The 21130-nt window shown below is 39.8% G+C and carries 18 protein-coding genes and 1 pseudogene; 13 read left to right on the top strand and 6 right to left on the bottom strand.

Features of this window, described 5'->3' with window-relative positions; genetic code table 11:
* Window positions 1-9: 9 nt before the first annotated feature.
* Both nagB and nagA read right to left on the bottom strand, forming a co-directional pair.
* Window positions 10-741, bottom strand: coding sequence for a glucosamine-6-phosphate deaminase (gene nagB, locus GNT69_RS03750; RefSeq protein WP_203553597.1), 732 nt, complete (start codon window positions 739-741; stop codon window positions 10-12).
* Window positions 738-1937, bottom strand: coding sequence for an N-acetylglucosamine-6-phosphate deacetylase (gene nagA, locus GNT69_RS03745; RefSeq protein ID WP_203553596.1), 1200 nt, complete (start codon window positions 1935-1937; stop codon window positions 738-740). The genes nagB and nagA overlap by 4 nt, the downstream gene beginning before the upstream one ends.
* A 322-nt stretch (window positions 1938-2259) precedes the next feature.
* On the opposite strand from nagA, the pseudogene GNT69_RS03740 reads away from it, so the two are divergent.
* From GNT69_RS03740 to GNT69_RS03725, 4 genes and pseudogenes are all read left to right on the top strand, one after another.
* Window positions 2260-2700: pseudogene (locus GNT69_RS03740) on the top strand (PTS sugar transporter subunit IIA); the annotation flags it as partial.
* A gap of 352 nt (window positions 2701-3052) precedes the next feature.
* Window positions 3053-4588 (top strand): maltose/glucose-specific PTS transporter subunit IIC, encoded by a 1536-nt coding sequence (locus GNT69_RS03735; RefSeq protein WP_203553594.1) that lies wholly within the window; start codon window positions 3053-3055, stop codon window positions 4586-4588.
* Window positions 4589-4622: 34 nt separating this feature from the next.
* Window positions 4623-5315 (top strand): N-acetylmannosamine-6-phosphate 2-epimerase, encoded by a 693-nt coding sequence (locus GNT69_RS03730; RefSeq protein WP_203553593.1) that lies wholly within the window; start codon window positions 4623-4625, stop codon window positions 5313-5315.
* Between the two features lie 306 nt (window positions 5316-5621).
* Window positions 5622-6473 carry a MurR/RpiR family transcriptional regulator gene (locus GNT69_RS03725; protein WP_203553592.1) on the top strand — a complete coding sequence of 284 codons (852 nt, stop codon included), beginning with the start codon at window positions 5622-5624 and terminating at the stop codon, window positions 6471-6473.
* A 266-nt stretch (window positions 6474-6739) separates the two neighbouring features.
* On the opposite strand, the gene GNT69_RS03720 is transcribed toward GNT69_RS03725, so the two are convergent.
* Window positions 6740-7579, bottom strand: coding sequence for a YitT family protein (locus tag GNT69_RS03720; RefSeq protein ID WP_203553591.1), 840 nt, complete (start codon window positions 7577-7579; stop codon window positions 6740-6742).
* A 740-nt stretch (window positions 7580-8319) separates the two neighbouring features.
* Window positions 8320-9027 carry a hypothetical protein gene (locus GNT69_RS03715; protein ID WP_203553590.1) on the bottom strand — a complete coding sequence of 236 codons (708 nt, stop codon included), beginning with the start codon at window positions 9025-9027 and terminating at the stop codon, window positions 8320-8322.
* A 316-nt stretch (window positions 9028-9343) separates the two neighbouring features.
* On the opposite strand from GNT69_RS03715, the gene GNT69_RS03710 reads away from it, so the two are divergent.
* The 9 genes from GNT69_RS03710 to GNT69_RS03670 all read left to right on the top strand — a co-directional run bounded on the left by GNT69_RS03710 (window position 9344) and on the right by GNT69_RS03670 (window position 18493).
* Window positions 9344-10042 (top strand): EthD domain-containing protein, encoded by a 699-nt coding sequence (locus GNT69_RS03710; RefSeq protein ID WP_239094059.1) that lies wholly within the window; start codon window positions 9344-9346, stop codon window positions 10040-10042.
* 228 nt (window positions 10043-10270) lie between these two features.
* Window positions 10271-10423 (top strand): SPOR domain-containing protein, encoded by a 153-nt coding sequence (locus GNT69_RS03705; RefSeq protein ID WP_203553588.1) that lies wholly within the window; start codon window positions 10271-10273, stop codon window positions 10421-10423.
* Between the two features lie 170 nt (window positions 10424-10593).
* Window positions 10594-10902, top strand: coding sequence for a hypothetical protein (locus GNT69_RS03700; RefSeq protein ID WP_203553587.1), 309 nt, complete (start codon window positions 10594-10596; stop codon window positions 10900-10902).
* A complete protein-coding gene (locus GNT69_RS03695; protein WP_203553586.1) occupies window positions 10892-11224 on the top strand; it encodes a hypothetical protein in 333 nt (110 codons plus the stop codon). Before GNT69_RS03700 ends, GNT69_RS03695 begins: the two co-directional genes overlap by 11 nt.
* Before the next feature lie 386 nt (window positions 11225-11610).
* Window positions 11611-13257 (top strand): hydroxylamine reductase, encoded by a 1647-nt coding sequence (hcp, locus tag GNT69_RS03690; protein WP_481747589.1) that lies wholly within the window; start codon window positions 11611-11613, stop codon window positions 13255-13257.
* Window positions 13258-13657: 400 nt separating this feature from the next.
* Window positions 13658-14098: a hypothetical protein gene (locus GNT69_RS03685; protein ID WP_203553585.1), complete on the top strand. Its 441-nt coding sequence runs from the start codon at window positions 13658-13660 to the stop codon at window positions 14096-14098.
* 342 nt (window positions 14099-14440) lie between these two features.
* Window positions 14441-15322, top strand: coding sequence for a LysR family transcriptional regulator (locus GNT69_RS03680; protein WP_203553584.1), 882 nt, complete (start codon window positions 14441-14443; stop codon window positions 15320-15322).
* 135 nt (window positions 15323-15457) lie between these two features.
* The gene (locus tag GNT69_RS03675; RefSeq protein WP_481747588.1) at window positions 15458-16522 is read left to right on the top strand and encodes a branched-chain amino acid aminotransferase; all 1065 of its coding nucleotides are present in this window, start codon (window positions 15458-15460) and stop codon (window positions 16520-16522) included.
* Between the two features lie 621 nt (window positions 16523-17143).
* On the top strand, window positions 17144-18493 hold the full coding sequence (locus GNT69_RS03670; protein WP_203553582.1) for a YheC/YheD family endospore coat-associated protein: 1350 nt from the start codon (window positions 17144-17146) through the stop codon (window positions 18491-18493).
* A gap of 588 nt (window positions 18494-19081) precedes the next feature.
* Here GNT69_RS03670 and GNT69_RS03665 read toward each other — a convergent pair.
* Both GNT69_RS03665 and GNT69_RS03660 read right to left on the bottom strand, forming a co-directional pair.
* Window positions 19082-19813: an IclR family transcriptional regulator gene (locus GNT69_RS03665; RefSeq protein ID WP_203553581.1), complete on the bottom strand. Its 732-nt coding sequence runs from the start codon at window positions 19811-19813 to the stop codon at window positions 19082-19084.
* Window positions 19814-19879: 66 nt separating this feature from the next.
* On the bottom strand, window positions 19880-21130 hold the full coding sequence (locus tag GNT69_RS03660) for a Zn-dependent hydrolase (protein WP_203553580.1): 1251 nt from the start codon (window positions 21128-21130) through the stop codon (window positions 19880-19882).

The following is a 21130-nucleotide window of genomic DNA, read 5'->3' as shown; positions in this document are numbered from 1 at the left end:
AAACACTACTTAAATGGCTACTTTTCCTAAAGCAGCCTCATCAGCAATAATTGTAACACAAGGGTGAGTTCGTAAAATAGATGCAGGGAAGTTTTCATTTATAGCTCCTTGTAAAAGTTGTGATAACGCGTCTTGTTTGCTTTCCCCAGAAATCATTAATAGAATTTCTTTGCTTCTAATAATACTGGCAATCCCCATTGTAATCGCATGGGTAGGGACTTCCTCAAGGCTGGTGAAAAATCGTGCATTTGCTTCACGGGTGGAGGGCGTTAATTCGATCATATGTGTTTCCGATTGAAAGGAAGTTCCCGGTTCATTAAAGGCAATATGGCCGTTGCTGCCGATGCCTAGAATTTGGAGGTCAACGCCACCATGTTCTTTCAGGAGCTGTTCGTAGTCGCTACATTGCTGCTCGGGATTCTCAGTATCGCCAAGCGGAATATGAGTGTTCGATTTGTTAACATCGAGATGATTAAATAATTGCTCATTCATAAAATAACGGTAGCTATTGGGATGTTCACCTGAAAGTCCGATGTACTCATCTAAATTAAAGGTTTTGACCTTTTTATAGGAAGTGTGATTTGTTTGATGGTCATACACCAACTGTTTATATAGTCCAACCGGAGATCCGCCGGTTGCTAGTCCGAGGTTTATTTCCGGGTTGCGGCGTATTTTATCGATGAACATCTCCGCCGCTTTCTGGCTCATTTCATCATAATTTTTCACTTTTATCATCTTCATTGTTGTTCTCCTCCTTGATTATAAGCAAGTTTCCCACGACAAAATGTCATCGCTACATTTAATTGTTGATCCAAGATGACGATGTCAGCGTCTTTTCCTAGTGCAATACTCCCTTTACGATCGAAAACATTTAATTGTCTAGCAGGGGTGACGGAGGCCATTTTAATCGCCGCTTCTAGTGAGCAGCCGGTGAAATTCATCATGTTTTTCAAAGCATGGCCGAGCTTAAGAATACTTCCAGCAAGCGTTCCATCTTCTAAAAGTGCCTTTCCATCCGCAACGGTTACCTCTTGGCCGCCAAGATCATAAACACCGTTTTTTAAACATTTTGCCCGCATTGAGTCCGTGATGAGTATCAACCCTTTTTCATCTTTATTCTGAAAAGCAAGTTTCACCATTTCAGGTTGAACGTGAATGCCATCCGCAATGATTTCCGCTAGTAATTTATCGTGTAAAAAAGCAGCACCAACTACACCAGGATCACGATGATGCAAGGGGCGCATTTGATTAAATAGATGTGTGACGTGGTTCGCTCCGGCCTCGATGGCTTTGACCACTTCGTGATAAGTGGCGTCAGAATGGCCAATGGAGGCAATGATGTCATTCTCTATCAAATAATTGACCAATTCTAGTCCACCTGGTTGTTCCGGTGCTAATGTGACAATCTTTACCGATTGTTTCGCTAAGCTGTTCCACTTTTTGAATTTCTCAATGCTAGAATCAATGATAAAATCGACCGGTTGTGCTCCTGCTCTGACCTTATTTACAAACGGTCCTTCAAGATGGACACCGAGTACCTCAGCTTTTCCAGGCAATTGCTGTTGCTTGATATAATTACCCGCGTTGATGAGTGCCTTTTCAATCGCTGTAGTGGATTGGGTCATCGTCGTCGCTAAAAAACTGGTTGTTCCTTCTTTTGGCAATGCGATAGCCATAGTGGCTAATGCATCGGTTGTTGCATCCATGACGTCCGCACCATTCACACCATGTATATGGATATCGATTAGACCAGGAATTGCTTTAAAGGTGGAGGGAACCTCGATTACCTCGAATCCTTCTGTTGATGGTAGATTCTCGATGGACCCATAGCCAATTATTTTTTCGTCTTTTAATTGAAGATATCCAGTCGCTAGTATTTGATCTTCCGCATACAGTTGCATTCCGGTTAACAGAATCGGTTTGCTTTTATGATTCATCGTCATTCAACCCTTTCTAATGATGGCATTATCTTAGCATAGTAAGGTATAGTTGTCTATACCACTTAATGAAGTGGTGGTAAGGATACCTTGGAATTGCCTTCGTGTATGGTAATATTAACCGTAGTCTAGTGGATAACTGCGTTCCTTATTGGTATAGACAACTGTAGTGGTTGGATGATATGCTTTTTAAGTGTAACATCAGATTAATTTTAAAAAATGAATGGAAGCGTAGCATGACGGGGAATGTAAAAATAATGAATGTAAGGAGAGGATATTGATGTTTGGTCTATTTAAAAATAAAAATAAGGCAACAACGGTTGATGAGTTTATTATGCCCATTGAAGGTGAGATTATTGAGATTACTGAAGTAGAAGATCCTGTTTTCTCTGAAAAAATGATGGGTGACGGATTTGCGATTATTCCGTCGGCTGGTTCAGTGGTTTCACCTGTAGATGGGGAAATCATTAATGTTTTTCCATCAAAACATGCCATCGGAATTAAATCTGTGAAAGGATACGAAATTCTCATTCATGTGGGCATTGATACGGTTCAGTTAAATGGAGAAGGTTTCACTGCCCTTGTTACAGACGGAGAGAAGATAAAGCAAGGACAGGAACTTTTGCAGTTTGATTTAGAATTTATTAAGAAATCGGCGACATCTTCTGTTGTTCCTGTAGTCTTTACCGATTCGACAAAGGTGAGTGTGAAAAAGCTCGGGAAAACAGCACAAGGGGAAAAGGACATCTTGTCTTTTGAATAACTTGTCAGCGTGAATGTAACTACTTGTAGGGGATCTCTCCATCAAGTAGTTTTTTTATTGTTTACAGCCCCAGCGTCTAGCCCCTCGAGTCGCTTCGGTCTGTCTAATGAAGTCAAAGAACGACTTCATTAGACGGCCTTCCAGCGCTTGTCGGGGCTGACCAAGGCGCTTCCGCTTTTGTTCCTTTCAGAGCAATGAAAACATTTTCAGTGTTGAGTGTAGGATAATGAAAACCGGTGAAACCGGTTGCAACTCCATTGAATATCGACTGAGTGGGCTATATGATACGAGTGTAGGTTTAAGTGAGCTTACTCATACCACTTTAGAGAGAACATAAGGGAGGTAATATTTGATGAAGAAAGCTTTTGAAAAAGCTCAGCAATTTGGTAAATCGTTTATGCTTCCAATTGCGGTTTTACCGGCGGCTGGTTTGTTATTAGGGATTGGTGGAGCGCTGTCCAACCCGAATACGGTATCAGCTTACCCGTTTTTAGATATCGCTTGGCTGCAAGCTATTTTTACAATTATGAGTGCTGCCGGTAGTATCGTGTTTGCAAACTTGCCAATTATCTTTGCGGTGGGTGTTGCGGTTGGTTTAGCTCGTTCTGATAAAGGGACGGCTGGATTAGCTGCGATGATCGGTTATTTTGTTATGAATAGTGCCATCGGTGCCCTGCTTGCGATTTCAGGGGAGCTGGCTGAAGAGAATTTAGCTGGAGTAGGTCAGGGAATGGCCGTTGGGATTCAGACATTGGAAACGGGTGTATTTGGCGGGATTATCATCGGGATTGTTGCCGCTGCTTTACACAATAAATACAATAAAATTGAGTTGCCACAAGTGTTAGGTTTCTTTGGAGGATCTCGTTTTATTCCGATCGTTGTTTCGTTTACTGCGATCTTTGTCGGAGCAGCGCTCTTTGTCATTTGGCCTTATTTCCAACAATTTATTAATCTGTTGGGCGCGCTTGTGACAGGCACAGGAGAAATTGGTACGCTGTTGTATGGGTTTATTTTACGGATGCTTGGGCCGCTTGGTTTACATCATATTTTCTACCTTCCATTTTGGCAAACGGCTCTTGGGGGTACGATGGAAATTGGCGACAGATTAATCAGCGGTACGCAAAATATTTTCTTTGCGCAGTTGGCTGATCCGTCCACCGAGCAATATTACGAAGGTGTATCACGATTTATGTCTGGTCGGTTTATTACGATGATGTTCGGTTTGCCGGGTGCGGCATTAGCGATTTATCATTGTGCCAAAAAGGAAAACCGAAAAGTGGTTGCGGGAATTCTGTTATCAGCAGCATTAACTTCCTTCTTAACAGGGATTACTGAACCGCTTGAATTTAGTTTCTTATTCGTTGCGCCACTTCTGTATTTAGTTCACGCAATCTTTGATGGATTTGCGTTTATGATGGCTGACATCTTCAATATTACTGTTGGACAAACATTCTCAGGTGGATTTATTGATTTTATTCTATTTGGAGTTCTTCAAGGTGTTGATAAAACGAACTGGATATATGTATTGGTTGTCGGGATTCCATGGTTCTTCTTGTACTATTTTACCTTTAAATTCTTAATTCGTAAAAAGAACTTCAAGGTTCTTGGCCGTGAAGATAAGGAAGACACCGTAGCAGAGCAAGTTTCTGCGACAGACCGTGCGAAAACAATTGTTGAAGGATTAGGCGGCGCGAATAATATTGAGATTGTTGATTGTTGTGCAACGCGACTTCGGGTCACGATTAAAGATGAATCATTGGTTCAAGACGAAGTCATCAAACAGACGGGATCCAAAGGGATTGTTAAAAAAGGAACGGGTGTTCAAATAATTTACGGACCTCAAGTGACGATTGTGAAAAACGAAGTGGAAGAGTATTTAGGTGAGTGATAAATAAGATTTCATAGTAAGGACGTGTTTGGATATGCATCAAGTGTTAGAACAGATTGAAAAGGGATTAATTGTTTCCTGCCAGGCTTTAGAAGGGGAACCGTTACACAGTTCTTTCATTATGGGGCGTATGGCAGTAGCTGCAAAAGAGGGCGGAGCGGTTGGCATTCGTGCCAACTCCGTTTCGGACATTGTCGAAATCAAAAAACAAGTAGAACTGCCGGTCATTGGCATCATTAAACAAGTGTACGGGGACCATCCAGTCTTTATTACCCCTACGATGAAAGAGATTGATGCCTTAGCAGAAACGGGTGTCGAGATCATTGCCACAGATGCGACGAATCGACTCCGACCTGATGGCTGTGATTTAGTGACATTTTATAAAGAGGTAAGATCCAAGTATCCTGATGTCTTGTTGATGGCGGATGTCTCTTCGGTTGAAGAAGCGATGTTTGCCGATGAGTTAGGGTTTGATATTGTGGCGCCGACGTTGTATGGCTATACAGAGGAAACAAATGGATTGAAAATTGATGATCATGATTATGACGTCATAAAACAAATTGTGGAAAAAGTGACTAAAGCAAAGGTTTTGGCAGAAGGAAATGTTGCGACGCCAGCAATCGCACGGTCCGTACTAGATTATAATGTTCATGCGGTCGTTGTAGGTGGCGCGATTACAAGACCACAGCTGATCACGAAAAAATTTGTTGAGGCATTGCAAGATTAAGGGGGATTAAAGGCTTCGCGAGGGGCATTATCCTCGTCAAGCTAGATTAATGCCGACGGAACTTTTTAACCCAGGCGGTTTGCTTGGGTTATTTTTTGTGCAAAAAACAGATGGGGTCTGTTTAGTTAGTGCTTCATTGGCTGCAGTTGTTATATTTTTGCCCTTTTTAATGAAGAATAGTGGTATCGACGTGTATAATTGACGAATGGATTATCAGGTACAATGAACATATGAATTTTTGGTACAATGAACATATGAATTTCGAGTATAATGAACGAGTGAATTATTCTAAAAGAGGAGCAAAATATGGAATATCTCGGTGAGAATCTGATCCATGGAATCGTATGTAGTATGGAGAAATTTACTAGTTCTGAGGCAGAGCTAGCAAAATATATTATAGCCAATTCAGATGAAGTCAGCCAATTATCAATTAGTCAAATTGCCAAAAAAATTCATGTTTCGCCAGCCACAATTACTCGTTTCTGCCAAAAAATTTCGTTTTCAGGATTTAATGAATTTAGGCACGAATTAAAACGGTATATTGACTTGCGAAACAAACCGACTACGACGAGTGACATCAAGGAAATTGATTACTTTTCTAACCTTTATCAAAACCATTTAGAGATCATTGAAACGACCTTTCGAAAAATCACGTATCGGGATATTCAACAAGCCGTTGCGCTTTTAAATCAGGCTAAGAAGGTTCATGTTTATGGAATAGGCAACTCTGGGATTGCGGCACAAGAGTTTAAATGGAAGTTTTTTCGAGTGGGTGTCAATGTGGAGTCGATTACCGATCCACATCAAGCGGTAATGGACGCAGCATTAACGACGGAAGACAGTTTAGTGATTGGAATTTCGGTTTCGGGAAAAACAAAAGAAGTCATCGATGCGGTTAAAATCGCCAAGCAACAAGGCGCAACCATTTTAGCAATCACCAGTGAAAAAGCATCGGAACTCTCCCAGTTAGCAGATTTACCCCTATTAGTCATGAGCAAAAATAGTATGCATATGGCCCAGAACATCTCACCAACCTTACCACTCTTCCTGTACTTTGACCTAATTTACACAGAACTCGTAGCAAAAGACTATATCAACCGAATCCAAATACGTGAAAAAACCCTAAAATCCTTAAAAGGAGTCTGGTCAGAGGGGTGAAACACCGGGACGGTTCTGCCGTTTCACTCCATTGGGGTCTGACCACTGGCCTTGCATCACCAATAGAAAAAAGAAGTAATCGCCCACCGCTCCGACCAAAGAGTTGGGTAATTACTTCTTTTGTGTGAAACACCGGTGAAACACCGGAACGGTTCTGCCGTTTCACTAATTTTTAACAATTTAACTTGCCGACTTTAATTTACCACGAACCTAAGACCAGTGGGAGGCCAGTGGGGTCTGACCCAATGTCATCAATGGCATCGGTTTTAGTTATCACTCATTTTCACAAAGCCTTCGCCAAAGACATCCCTCACATCCTGGACAGTAATGAAGGCGTTTGGATCAATTTCTATAATGATTTTTCTCAGACGAGTAATTTCTTGTTTGCTGATAATGATGTACAGGATGTCTTTCTTTTGTTTCGAATAGAAACCATAGCCTGATAAGACCGTTACTCCCCGTCCCATCACTTCGTTCACTTTACAGGCAATTTCCTCATAATTATTCGATACAATCGTAATCGCCCGTTTTGAAGACAAACCTTCTATAATATAATCCATCACTTTCGTGGTAATATAGAGCATTAAAATCGTTAGCATTAAACCTTCTGTGCCTATGATAAACCAAGAGGCAAAGACAACAATAAGGTCGAAAAATAACAATGCATAACTTATATTCCAACGAAGGTATTTATGCGTAATTTTAGCTAGGATCGTCGTACCGGCGCTTGTCCCACCAGCACGAATAATCAACCCCAATCCCAATCCAGTAAGAACTCCGGCAAAAATACTATTTAACAGGACTTCATCCGATTGGATGGACCAGCCCTTAGTCAAGCCTAAGGCAACGGACAAGCTAACCGTCGCAATAATTGTGTAAATGGTCGTCGTTTTATTCAAAAACTTATAACCTATCAAAATGATAATCCCGTTTAAAATTAAACTGGTGATACTCGGTGCCCAGCCAAACAGATAATAGAGGATGATCGTAATACCTGTTACGCCGCCCTCCCCTAGATCATTAGGAATGACAAATAAGTTGATTGATAGCGCAAAAATCACTGACCCAATGATGACAAGGGAAATTTCAATTGCAATTTTTCTCATAAATGACCTACCTATGTTGAAGTTATGTAAAAGCTACATTCTAGTATAATATTTTCGACAATAATATCAAGAAACACCGGGACGGTTCTGCCGTTTCACTCCATTGGGGTCTGACCACTGGCCTTGCTCTCAATTCATTGTCGATATCTGCTCATAATTTGTAGATATTTCCCGGGAATTTTTGTTGGGATTTGAAAATATTTAGTGTTAATAATCGAAAAAAGGAATTTAAGTATAAATGCATTTGACTCTAATTTACCCGTTGATGTGATAAAAAATAGGGAATAGAGTCGTAAGGGGCAATTTTCTATATTGGGTCAGTTTCTGTGGACTCTTCTAATCTTACTTTTGCCTTGCAAAAAGTTTTTAACTGTATCGCCTAATGACTTGTCCGTATCGCGTAACGCTATAAGTGTTCCGATGTTTGAGCGAACAGTGATAGGTCAATTACTAACTTTCAAAACCTCTATCCATCGCTCTGAAATCTGGCTACAACATCGAACGTTTATTCCTGTATCTTCACTCCTTGGAAGAGAAGACGTGTTTATTCCAAAAGATATCATAACGCATTTCAGAACCTTCTTTCTTACATTTGAAGGGATGAGAAACGGCAGAACCGTCCCCGTGTTTCATTCAGGTTATATCGCTTAGCGATACGAATCAAAAAATGGGGGTGACACGCCCCCCTCTGTTACGAATCAATGTTATTTTAACTACGATTTTCGTTTGCTGCATCGACTTTATTTGCGAAATATGGAGAATAACCATCCCTTCTTTACTTTAGGCTTTTGTATCGCTTCTTCAAATCGTTTATTAAAATCATTTTGTAAACCCCATTCTTTTTTCTGTTCGTTCCGCATATCTTGGATTTCCTTTTGTAAGAGTTCACTTTTTTGTTTTTCTAATTGCAGTAATGTTTCATAATTGTTATTTTGTTGTTCTGCAAATTTTTCAATTTTAGCATTCGTTTTTTGGGTTGAGTTCCCAATAGTGGAACTTATAACGTGATGATCTTGCTGGAGTCGGGAGACGGTTGTTTTAAGCTGGGACATATCGTTTGTCAATCTGTCATTCATTTCTCGTGTAGCGGCGAGTTCATTGGCTAAAAACTTTAAGAATTCTTTTAATTGATTAGAGTCTTCTGGTAAATTTTCATATGTATTGGGTAGCGCTATCTCTATTTCATTAGATTCTTCTAATCTTTCTTTTTGTTGATGTACAAGGTCTTTGGCTGTATCGTCTAATGGCTTGCCCGTATCGCGTAACGCTTTAAGCGCTACGATGTCTGATTGAACAAAGATACGTCGATCACCATCTTTTAAAAACTCATATCCATTCCGTTCTAGGATTTGGCTATATTTCCGGACAGTGGGAGTTGCAATCCCTACTTCTTCTGCTACTTCCTTTGTAGAAAAAGCTAGTTCATTTGGTTGTATATCGCTTCGCATATCGAACCTCCTTCTCTATAAATATGAAGGTTTTCATTTATATTTGCAAGGGTATACAAAGAGCGTCACAAAGAGCGTCACAGTGACGCCCCGAAAAATCTTGTTTCACAGGATGTTCCACGGATTCTCCCCCTGCTGTAGAGTGGGTTTAATTACACCTTGAAACAGGGGGAAGGCTCTGCTTTCCCTCCCAATTTTACAGGCAAAATAGATTTCATGTTCTTCTTATATGATTATCCACATATCATTTTAAAAGAATCTACTAGTAGAATAGGCATCTTATAAATTTTATAAAAGGAGTGGTTCAGTGGTTAAAATGTCCGTACTTTTAAAGAAAAATCGCAACCTTTCGATCCCGGAGTTTCACAGATATTGGCTCAATGAACATTGCGATATTGCGATGCGTACCCCTTCTTGGTACAGTTATATCCGTAAATATGTGCAAACTCATACTCTGCATGAAATGTATGAGGACAATCCCCCGGCATTCGATGGTGTTGCGCAAGTTTGGTTTGATTCTTTGGAAAGTTACCAAAGCTGGGCGCAGCTTCCAGAACTAAGTGTAATCGCTGAAGATGAAGAGAAATTATTCGAGCGAGACAAGCTAGGTGGGCTCATCACGAATGAAAAGGAAATCCAGGCAGTTCCGGATTGGGAACAAAAGAGCAAAATAAAAGCGGTCGCTGTAATAAGAAAAGCGGCGCATCTATCTGTTGAGGAATATCATGACTATTGGTTGAACACTCATGGACCTCTAGTAAAAAACAGACCTTGGTGGAAACATTGCAACCGTTATGTACAAAATCATATTGAATACGATGCGTATCCTTCAGGTGAAGTACCGTATAACTATAATGGAATGGCTGAGTTTTGGTTCACCGACTATGCTGAATTTAAGAAATGGCAAGCTGCACTTGCCGAAGATGAAGTGGTCCTTGCAGATGAAAAAAAGTTTGTTGGTGAAGCAGAGTTTATCATTACAAGTGAAGTTCAAAAACAACCTGCGTCACAGTGACGCCCCGAAAAATCTTGTTTCACAGGATGTTCCACATGAGTGGATGAGCTTTCTTAATAGCTCATCCACTTTTGTAGTTTACTAGCATTTTTATTTAAATGAATTACTGGCAGATTGTCACAGTGACGCCCCGAATAATCTTGTTTCACAGATTGTTAGATTGTTCCACGGATTCTGCCCCTGCTGTAGAGCGAGTTTAAATACACCTAGAAAGGATTCTTAATTGTAATGAAAACTTCAGCTCCTCTAACGAAAAAGCCTCCTGATGAGAAGGTTTTACTTCGTGTGCAAGTTGGGACATTTTCAAGTAAGAAAAATGGAGAAGAATTGTTAGAAAAAATAAAGAAGGCAGGGTTTGAAGGGTATGTTAAGTTTGAATGAACCATCATATACTGGTGTTATCAGGTTAATATATACCACATTGTATAGTTCCAATTTTAGCATTAGTATTAAGGGGAATAATCACTTATAATGATGATATAGATTAAAAGTCATTTAGCGGAAGAAGTTTATTTATCGCTTATTATAAAAAGAAGGAAGGGGTGTCCTTCATGAAGATATATGTTAAGAATGATGATGGAAAAATGTATGAAGCTTTCCAAGTAGATGAAAACACCTATACGTTTAAAACGGAAACTAAAACATTCGAAATTTCTCTTTCAGAGTCGAGTGATGTACATGGTTTAAGTACAATGTCAGAGAAACAAAAAAAGAGAATGACAAAGGCAATTTTTTCAAATGATGATATTTTAGAACAATTAAGAGACGCTAGAAAAAATAGAGATAGCGACTTTTCGAATTATAGTGGGGATGAAATAGAATTCGATAAATTAGTGGATGAGATTAACAGTGACAGATAAAGAAATACACTATGATGTCATTTGGGGGCAAAAGGCAAGAGTGAAACTTGCTGAAATGAAACCATATAAAATTGGTCCCAAGTTGGTGTTCCGAAATTCTAAAAGTATTTTGTCAGTAAAACCACAGGAAAAAGCTTATGATGTTGTAGATTATCCGAACTTTGAATTTAACGGTTACTATTGGATGTATATTAACAATGTTATTGTCGTTTATGAAGTCCTAGAAGCAGAGAAAAAGGTATTAGTTGATGCCTGTTATTCTGCTCTAACAGGTTTTACTTTGCAAAGATTTTTTGGTGAACATGACACCGATCCACTATAGATTCTACAGCATACTTATTTTAAAAAAGTGTGCTTTTTTAAATTAGAGTTAGTCACAGAGTTAGTCACAGAGTTAGTCACAGAGTTAGTCACAGTGACGCCCCGAATAATCTTGTTTCACAGGATGTTCCACATGAGTGGATGAGCTTTTTTAATGGCTCATCCACTTTTTCTTTTTGTCACGAAGTGTTCAAATCTTATTGACTTGTTTGTGAACAGGTTCATAAAGAGTCCAAATTCCAGATGAATGAATTTATAATTACAACGTAAACGTGTTGATTATATTGTTATTAACTTATGGAACTTATTCAAATTCACACTAAATAAGACAAAGTGTTTATAGAAGAGAATTAAAAATCGGAAAACATTTACTGGAGGTAATGATTAATGAGTATGTTTTGTTTTCAATGCCAAGAAACCGCAAAAGGAACAGGTTGTACAATTGTTGGAGTATGTGGAAAAAAAGATGATTTAGCAAATATGCAAGATTTATTGATTTACACGATTAAGGGAGTAGCGATTGTAAACGCAATGGCTCGTGAGATCGGGATTAATCAAAATAAAGCAGATCACTTTATTGTAAATGGTCTTTTTATGACGATTACAAATGCAAATTGGGATAAGAATCGATTTTTTAAAACAGTAAGAGAAGGATTAAATATCCGGGAAGAAATTAAAGCGGCAATCAGAAATGCAGGGTACACTTTAGACAACAATAGCGATTTTGTCACTTGGAACGGTGAAACCGATTTTCAGCTTGAAATGAAATCTGCTTCTCAAGAAGTTAGTATTTTAGCTACAAGAGATGAAGATATTCGTTCTTTAAGAGAGTTAGTGACTTACGGTTTGAAAGGAATGGCTGCGTATTTAAAGCATGCGGAAGCTCTTAGCTACGAAAATGAAGAGTTAAATGCGTTTATGCAAAAAGCACTTACAAAGATTACAGATGATACAGTTGGTATGGAACAATTGATTGATCTTTCAATGGAATGTGGAAAGTACGGCGTGCATGCCATGGAGCTTTTAGATACAGCAAATACATCAACGTATGGTCATCCTGAAATGACGAAAGTAAATATTGGTGTACGTCAAAATCCAGGAATTTTAATCAGCGGTCATGACCTGAAAGATATGGAAGAGTTATTAAAACAAACCGAAGGCACGGGAGTAGATGTGTATACACATAGTGAAATGCTGTCAGCGAACTACTATCCAGCATTCAAAAAATATGATCACTTTGTCGGTAACTACGGAAATGCATGGTGGGAACAAACTCGTGAATTCGAGAGCTTCAACGGTCCGATTTTAATGACAACAAACTGTATTGTACTACCAAAGGAATCTTATAAAGGAAGAATGTATACAACTGGGGCATCTGCTGTTGAGGGTGTAACCTATATTCCTAAAAATGAAGATGGTACAAAAGATTTCTCCGTTATGATTGAGCATGCAAAGACATGCCAGCCACCGGTAGAAATTGAAAAAGGTGAAATTGTTGGAGGATTTGCGCATAATCAAGTGGCTCAAGTAGCGGATCAAGTTGTAGAGTCTGTGAAAAAGGGTGATATTAAACGATTCTTTGTCATGGCTGGCTGTGATGGCCGCCATAAGAGCAGAACTTATTATAAAGAGTTTGCCGAAGAGCTTCCAAAAGATACGATCATTTTAACAGCCGGTTGTGCAAAATATCGATACAACAAGCTGGAATTAGGTGATATCAACGGGATTCCAAGAGTACTTGATGCTGGTCAATGTAACGATTCCTACTCTCTAGTCATGACTGCATTGAGGCTGAAAGAGGCATTCGGATTAGAAAGTATAAATGATTTACCGTTATCTTATAATATCGCATGGTATGAGCAAAAAGCGGTTATCGTTTTCTTATCTTTACTTTACTTGGGTGTGAAAGATATTCACGTTGGACCAACATTACCAGCTTTCTTATCACCAAACGTAACGAACTTCTTAGTTGAGAACTTCGGTGTAGGCGGCATTTCTAATACAAAAGCTGACATGGAAATGTTCATGAATTAAGTCACAGTGACGCCCCGAATAATCTTGTTTCACAGGATGTTCCACATGAGTGGATGAGCTTTTTTAATGGCTCATCCACTTTTGTGTTCATTGCGCGGCCACAGTGATTCCACGAACTCCCCGAAAAATCTCTCTCACAGGATGTTCCACGGATTCTTCCCCTGCTGTAGAGCGAGATTAAATACACCTGGGATTGGTTTTCGGCAGGCCAGTGGGGCATGTGATTATTATTTGAAAACCTTGGAAATTTTTCATATGATGAAGCTAGGTTGGTAGCTTTGAAATGGAGGGGGACCTGAAACACGGGGACGGTTCTGCCGTTTCTCTATTATTTTCCAATTTAAAAGCGTCACAGTGACGCCCCGAAAAATCTTGATAAGTGAAAGTAGGTCGTTGTTACATGGAATATCAATTTACTGATAAAATACAGCCACAACAAATGGGCTTGGTCTCTGATTTTTTGAACTCTTTAAAAAGTGATGATGTTGAACTATTTTGGGAGTCATTATCGAGAGAAGATAAGGCCTATGTTTATGGTAGTTTTAGAGCATTGCACACGAACGGATTTGAAGATTTATCCATTGAAGACTGGAAAAAGCAAAGCTTTAAAAGGATAAAAGTCCAGTATAAGGAATACATTGGGGAATATGGTGTTGCTTCAATTGTTCGGTATTATAATAAGTTATTAGGTGATCTCTATTTGCAAAAGGATGTTAAGGATAATATCACTGATACAGCTGAAACAGAGAAAATGGGAATAAAGTTACCTATAGTGTTGCAAACCTGTTTAACTGCAGACGATGAAATTGTTGGTGAATGGAAGTTGGCTTTATTTGAATAATAAATCGAACAGGGGTGTGCGGTCACAGTGACGCCCCGAAAAATTTTTGGTCATTTGTTGCAGGAGTTTTAAGATGTTCGTCGAGTATAGTGATGTTATCGTTTTTTTAAATTTCCCCCTTGTATTTCTTCCTCTTGATTTCTTCCTAAGAATATCTCCTTTTATTTATCATTTCTTGCTTTTGCTACCCGAAGTTTTCTTTGCATTTCTTCCTATTATCATGATATTGATCGTTTCTCTCTATATAATGAGGCTAGTAGATGATGAATAAAATTTGAAATTTTGGCTAGAGTAGGGTCACAATGACGCCCCGAATCCATCAATGAAAGGAATTTTTTTGAAATGGATATTCAACACCTTAAATATTTCGTAGAAGTCGCTAAACAAAGGAATTTTACAAAGGCATCGCAAATTCTCCTCGTCTCGCAACCATCTATCAGTAAGATGATCAAAAGTCTTGAAGACGAGCTAAAGGTTACGTTATTAGATCGTTCAGAGCGACAACTTAAACTGACGGATGCAGGGGTTGTCGTTTATGAACATGCTTTGCACATTTTGCAGTCGGTCGAAGATGTTTATGCTTCCGTTAATGAGGTGGTTCAAGTCAAAAAAGGAACGATCAAATTGGGATTAATGCCTACAACCGGTGTACTGCTTTTTCCTAATGTACTTGCTGGATTTAAGAAAGAATATCCGCAAATTGATATCGAAATGGTCGAACACAATGCCAAACAATTAAAGCGGAAGGTAGAAGAAGGAGAAATCGATTTAGGAATTACCGTGCTGCCGGTCGACTCCGAGCCTTTCGAAACGATCCCTTTGTTTTCTGAAGAACTAGTTGTGCTTGTCGACAGTGAACATTGGCTTGCCGAAAGAGAGTCCGCCCGTTTATCCGAAATGAAAAATGAATCTTTTATCCTCTTAACAGAAGATTATGCCCTTCATGATGTGGTGACACAAGCATGTATCCAGTCGGGATTCGAACCAACCGTCGCTTATAAAAGTTCTCTATGGGATTTAATCGGTGAAATGGTTATAACGAAGTTAGGAATTTCGATCATTCCGCGCTCGATGGTGAGTCGATTTAATCATCGCAATGTCCGGGCAATTTCTATTTCAGATCCACTAATCGAGTGGGAATTAGTGCTTATTTTTAAAAAGAATAAATATCTTCCTTTTGCCGCCCGGACGTTCATCGAGTATATTCAGGCGAATAAACTTTAAGTTTCTATAACTTTTTCGCATAGTTTCTATAGTTTATATGTATTTTACGAATTGAAATCTGCTGAGTAGAATGAATATTAATTATTCATTCTCTTTGGAATGTTCATTTTATAACTGCTACTGGAGGATATGGCGATGATTGAAATAAAAACAGAATTAACAACTAATAAAAAAGTGAAGCCGGATATGAATCAACTAGGTTTTGGACAATTTTTCACTGACCATATGTTTATTTTAGATTATATAGAAGGAAAAGGGTGGCACGATGCCCGTATTGTCCCCTATCAATCCATTTCTCTCGATCCAGCGGCAAAGGTTTTCCATTACGGTCAATCCGTATTTGAGGGGTTAAAGGCGTATTTAACAGTCGATAAAAGTGTGCAATTATTCCGTCCAGAAAGCAACTTCAAACGGTTAAACGCGTCGAATGAACGTTTATGCATTCCTGCTATTGACGAGGGGCTTGCATTAGAAGCGCTCAAGCAATTAATCACAGTGGACCGTGAATGGATTCCAGACGAGCCTGGGACATCGCTTTATATCCGCCCATTTATTATCGCAACAGAGCGGTATTTAGGTATATCATCTTCGAACAGCTTCCAATTTATCATCATTATGTCTCCAGTAGGTTCTTATTATAAAGAAGGCATGAAACCAGTGAAAATCCTCGTAGAAGAGCATTATGTACGTGCTGCCCTCGGGGGTACGGGTGAAGCAAAAACTGGCGGAAACTATGCTAGCAGCTTGAAAGGACAAGAGATCGCAAGCAAAGATGGATATTCGCAAACGTTATGGTTAGACGGAAAAGAAAACCGTTATGTGGAAGAGGTAGGGAGTATGAATGTCTTTTTCAAAATAAACGGAACCGTCATCACACCTGCGTTAAATGGGAGCATCCTGCCAGGAATTACGCGAGATTCGATGATTCAATTGTTAAAAGCAAAAAATATTCCCGTCGAAGAGCGCCGAATTTCAATCGACGAGGTGATAGCGGCATATCATAACGGAACGTTAGAAGAGGCATTTGGTACCGGAACAGCAGCAGTCATTTCGCCAATTGGTGAATTAAAAGCAAAGAACGACAGAATCATCGTCAACAATGGAAAAATTGGCGAAATCACCCAAATGCTTTACGATACATTAACAGGCATACAAAACGGCTCCCATGAGGATCCGTTTGGTTGGACCACGTCACTGTGACGCCCCGAAAAATCTTGTTTCACAGAATGTTCCACGGGAGAATTAATAGGCGGAGAATTTCCCGCTAATGTATATAGGGGATGCTTAAGAAGCGGATATAAGCGGAGAAATTCCGCTTAACTGCTCTAAATAAGACAAAACCCAAAGGTTTTGATCATATAAACGGAAAAACTCCCCTTATTTTTAAGGAAATATCGATATTTCCCAGTTTAGACGGAATTCTTCCGTTTATTTTTCAGACGAAGTGAAATCAACATAAAGTTCTAACACAGGGAAGGTCATTTTTGCCTTCCATTTTTCACATTTGCGATAGATAACGGAACTCGGTTTATTAACTTTCTCTTTTTTGGTGGTTTCGGTGGACGGTTGAGGTGACTGTCTTCCGGTGGCTGGCTTTACGTCACTGTGACGCCCCGAATAATTTTTCTATTAATCACTTTATCTAGCCAGTTGTCCAAGCAACTCCATTTAATCTGAATAATTTAAAAGAAAACTGCGCAGACGGGAGCCATGGGAGGTTCATGGTGCGCGCTTTGTTAAGAAAGTGCCTTAAACGCGAGCCATGAAAGAGCTCATAGGGAGCATTTTAATAAGAAAGGTTTTAGAAAGGATCGCTACGATATGTTTATAAAATGGATTACGGGCCAAAGGGACAATCGAGTTTATTTGGCTTTGCAAACAGCAAATAAATATCAGATTTCTGGAGGGTTGATGACATTTCAATTCGGCTCTTTTGAACAAGAAATAGATGTTCAAATCGTTTCAGATTTTCCTGAAGACAGAATTGGACTGCCTCTGCATTGGACCAGTCATCTAGCCATTCCAGACATATCCTATGAACTTAAAAAAGTGAATAATACTCTTAAACTAGGGCCTGTTATTGCTTTCATTGTTTTTTCTAAGTTAAACGAAATGACTCCCTCAAAGCTTAATAGCTACAAAGGATATTTCTATGAATATGCTAAAATTAATGGCTTCATTTATCTATGTGCTTGGAACACTATTGATACGAAAAGGAAACAAATAAAGGGCTATTACTATGACTGTTATGAAAAAGACGACAGCAAACGTTGGAAATTCGGTATGTTTCCATATCCAAACTCTGCCTATAATCGAACTGCCATGCCAAGGGCTGTTTTTTATGATTTAGTAGATACTATAGGAGATTGTGTCTTTAACAGCTATTCCAACGGTTCCTTTAATAAGTGGGAGCTTTGGAAACGATTATCGCCAGTAGAGGAACTGTACCGTCACCTCCCTGCTACGGAGCAGTTAACTGATCTTCCTTCCTTAGATAACATGCTCAGAGCCCATCAATCTGTTTATTTAAAACCTTCAGGCGGTACATTATCCAAAGGGATAATGAAGGTAATGAAAAGCCCAACTGGATATCTCATTACCTATCCCGAGCGAAAAAAAGGGAAAGGGCCTGTTCTAAGACATTTGGATAGAAAAGAAAGCATTGACCAATGGTTTAATAAGCTCAAAAGTAAAAAATATCTTGCCCAGCAAGCGATAACGATGAATAGATACAAAAACAAACCAATTGATTTTCGCGTTATCATGCAAAAAAACGGGGCAGGACAATGGGAATGTCCTGGAATATTTGGGAAGTTTGGCAAGAGCGGCAATATTATTACGAACTTTACTCGGAATGGTTTTATACGCTCAGGAATAGACACCTTAAAGATTGCCTTCAATATGAATGATCAACAGGCTTTGAAGAAAATAGAAGAACTAAAGAAGATTGCTTTTCGAATTTGTCAGGTGTTTGGCGAATATGGCAATTATGGAGACTTAGGAATGGACCTAATGGTAGACCAAGATGAGAATATCTGGATTCTAGAGGTCAATACACTTGATACGTATCACCGATTTCCTCTTCATATGGGTGATCGCACTCTTTATAAAAAGATTGTCACATCGCCCTTTCGGTATGCTAAATATTTGGCTGGCTTCACGTCACTGTGACGCCCCGAAAAATCTTGTTTCACAGGATGTTCCACGGGAGAATTAATAGACGGGGAATTTCCCGCTAATGTATATAGGGGAAGCTTAAGAAGCGGATATAAGCGGAGAAATTCCGCTTAACTGCTCTAAATAAGACAAAATCCAAAGATTTGGATCATATAAACGGAAAAACTCCCCTTATTTTTAAGGAAATATCGGTATTTCCCAGTTTAGCCGGAATTTTTCCCCTTATTTTTCAGACGTAGTGAAATCAACATCTAGTTCTAACAGGGAAGGTCATTTTGTATTACATTTTTAATATTTTGCGATAGTTAAAGGAACCCGTTATTATTATCTTTCTCTTTTTGGTGGTTTCGATGGGCGGTTGAGGTTGATTGTCTTCCGGTAGGAGAAAGGTGAGGGTATGACTGATTGTCACAACTAGAAAAAATAACTGGCCCGTTTGTGAATCTGGAGGAACCACTCCATGCAAATCCATTGACAATTATAACCCACCACCAACGTTCTAATAGGAAGTTGGTGATGGGTTATTGTGGTTGATGTATAAGGTTCACCCTAGGGAGAACAGTACCTAGCACTTAAAAGAGTCTATAAATACTCTTGAATCCGGTCCCTGGTTGCTTCGAGGTCACGGAGGATGTCTTCGCGTTTTTTTGCCAATAGTCTTTCGCTTGGCCCAACGATGCTTAACGATGCAATGACCCTATTATTATAGTTGTAAATCGGGACGCCATAGCTGGCGACATCTTCATCGATTTCACCGACCGTAAAGGCGTAGCCTTTGTCGCGAATCTCGCTTAAATCTTTTTTAAGTTCATCGATATCTAATATCGTCTTTTCGGTATGTTTCTTCACAATGTTTTTCGCGAATAGTTGATTGACGATGTCTTCGTTTAAAAACGCTAATAACGATTTTGCCGAAGCCCCACCGTACAAAGGGAAGATCTGACCGACCTCAGCTGAGACTTTGATGCTTTCACTTGAATTCGCTGCGGCAAGGCAAATGCATTGTAAATCCGAAGAGACCATCAGTAGGGAGGTTTCCCCTGTTTTTTCCGTTAACTCTTGCATTAAAGGATAGGAGACAACCGTAATATTGGTGTCCATACTGACAATCTTTGAAAACTTTAAGAACTTATATCCTAGCCGATAACCACCATCATGTTCATCCATTAAATAGCCCTTTTCCTTTAGCATCCGCACTTGACGATAGACGGTGCTCTGCGGCTGATTTAATCGTTTCGCCATTTCCGGTACAGTTAACTTCCTAGTATTTAAATCGTATAAGTCTAGTATTTCTAGAGTTTTCATTGTACTCATCGGTTTTCTACTCTCCTATATCCCTTTTTGGAGCCCTTTCCTATCAAGGAAAGGGTAAATGATTTCTTATTTGCTAAAACTTTGGTCGAAATGCAATAGAGCATTTCCCAATGCTTGCATTCCTTTGGCAACTTGGTCAAAATCGGTCCATTCTTCTGGACAATGGCTTTTTCCGTCTTTACTTGGAACGAAAATCATTCCAATTGGCGCAATCCTTGCAAGCTGGTTGGCATCATGGCCAGCCCCGCTTGGCAGCTGCAACGTCTTGCCAATCTCTTGACAACTCTTCTCGATTCCAGCTCGCACTTCATCAGCAATGATGATCGCATCTGACTCGGATAGTTTATCGATTGAAATCGTTAAGTTCCGCTTTTCTCTAACGGCCGCAATCGCCGTTTCGATTTGGGTAACCATTTGATTGATGACATCCGTGCTTAAGGAGCGCAGCTCGATATCAAAGATTACTTTCCCTGGAACAACATTGGCGCCATTCGGTTCATTAAACAAACGGCCAACCGTTCCGACGACTTGCTCGTCATACGTTTGATTGGCAATCTTTTCAACGGCTAACACAAGTTCTGATGCTCCTGTTAGGGCATCAAAGCGCATGTTCATCGGCGTCGTTCCTGCGTGATTCGGCTGGCCATCCACGGTTACGCGATAGCGTTGAATACCGACAATTCCAGTGACAACCGCAAGGTCATGCTGGGTTTGCTCCAATACCGGACCTTGCTCAATGTGTAATTCTAAATAAAGCGCAACATCGCCATGTTTTAACGCTTCGCTTGAAATCTCCTCTGGCCGGCCGCCAGCAAGTTTAATTCCTTCTGATAAAATAAGTCCGTTCGGATCTTTTCGATTCAGCATCTCTTCGGAAAGATTGTCAACCATTCCACGGCTGCCGATTGTCGAAATGCCGAACTCACTTGGTTCTTCAGCGGTAAAATCAACGATCCACAATGGGTGCGACAACTCGATGTTTTTCTCCTTGAGTTGGCGGGCAATTTCAATTCCCGCCAACACACCGATAATTCCATCAAAGCGACCGCCGCCAGTGACCGTGTCCGTATGGGAACCGATGACTATCGGGGCGAGATTCGCATTTTTTCCTTCACGTTTGCCAATTAAGTTTGATGCAGCATCAATCTGGACATGAAGCCCAGCATTTTCCATTTCACTAGCTAGCCATTGGCGGCCTTGGGCATACCATTCAGTAAACGGTCGTCTTGTATAGCCTTCAACCTCTTTATTAATCATTTCTGCTAGCGTGAGAATATCCCGTTTCATGCGCTCATCATTTTGCTCAAAAATAGTCAT

Origin of the sequence: Bacillus sp. B15-48 (assembly GCF_016879755.1) — a bacterium.
Classification (GTDB): Bacteria; Bacillota; Bacilli; order Bacillales; family Cytobacillaceae; genus Mesobacillus_B.
Note: the sequence above shows the minus strand (reverse complement) of the source record. Positions and strands in the feature narration are given on the sequence as shown.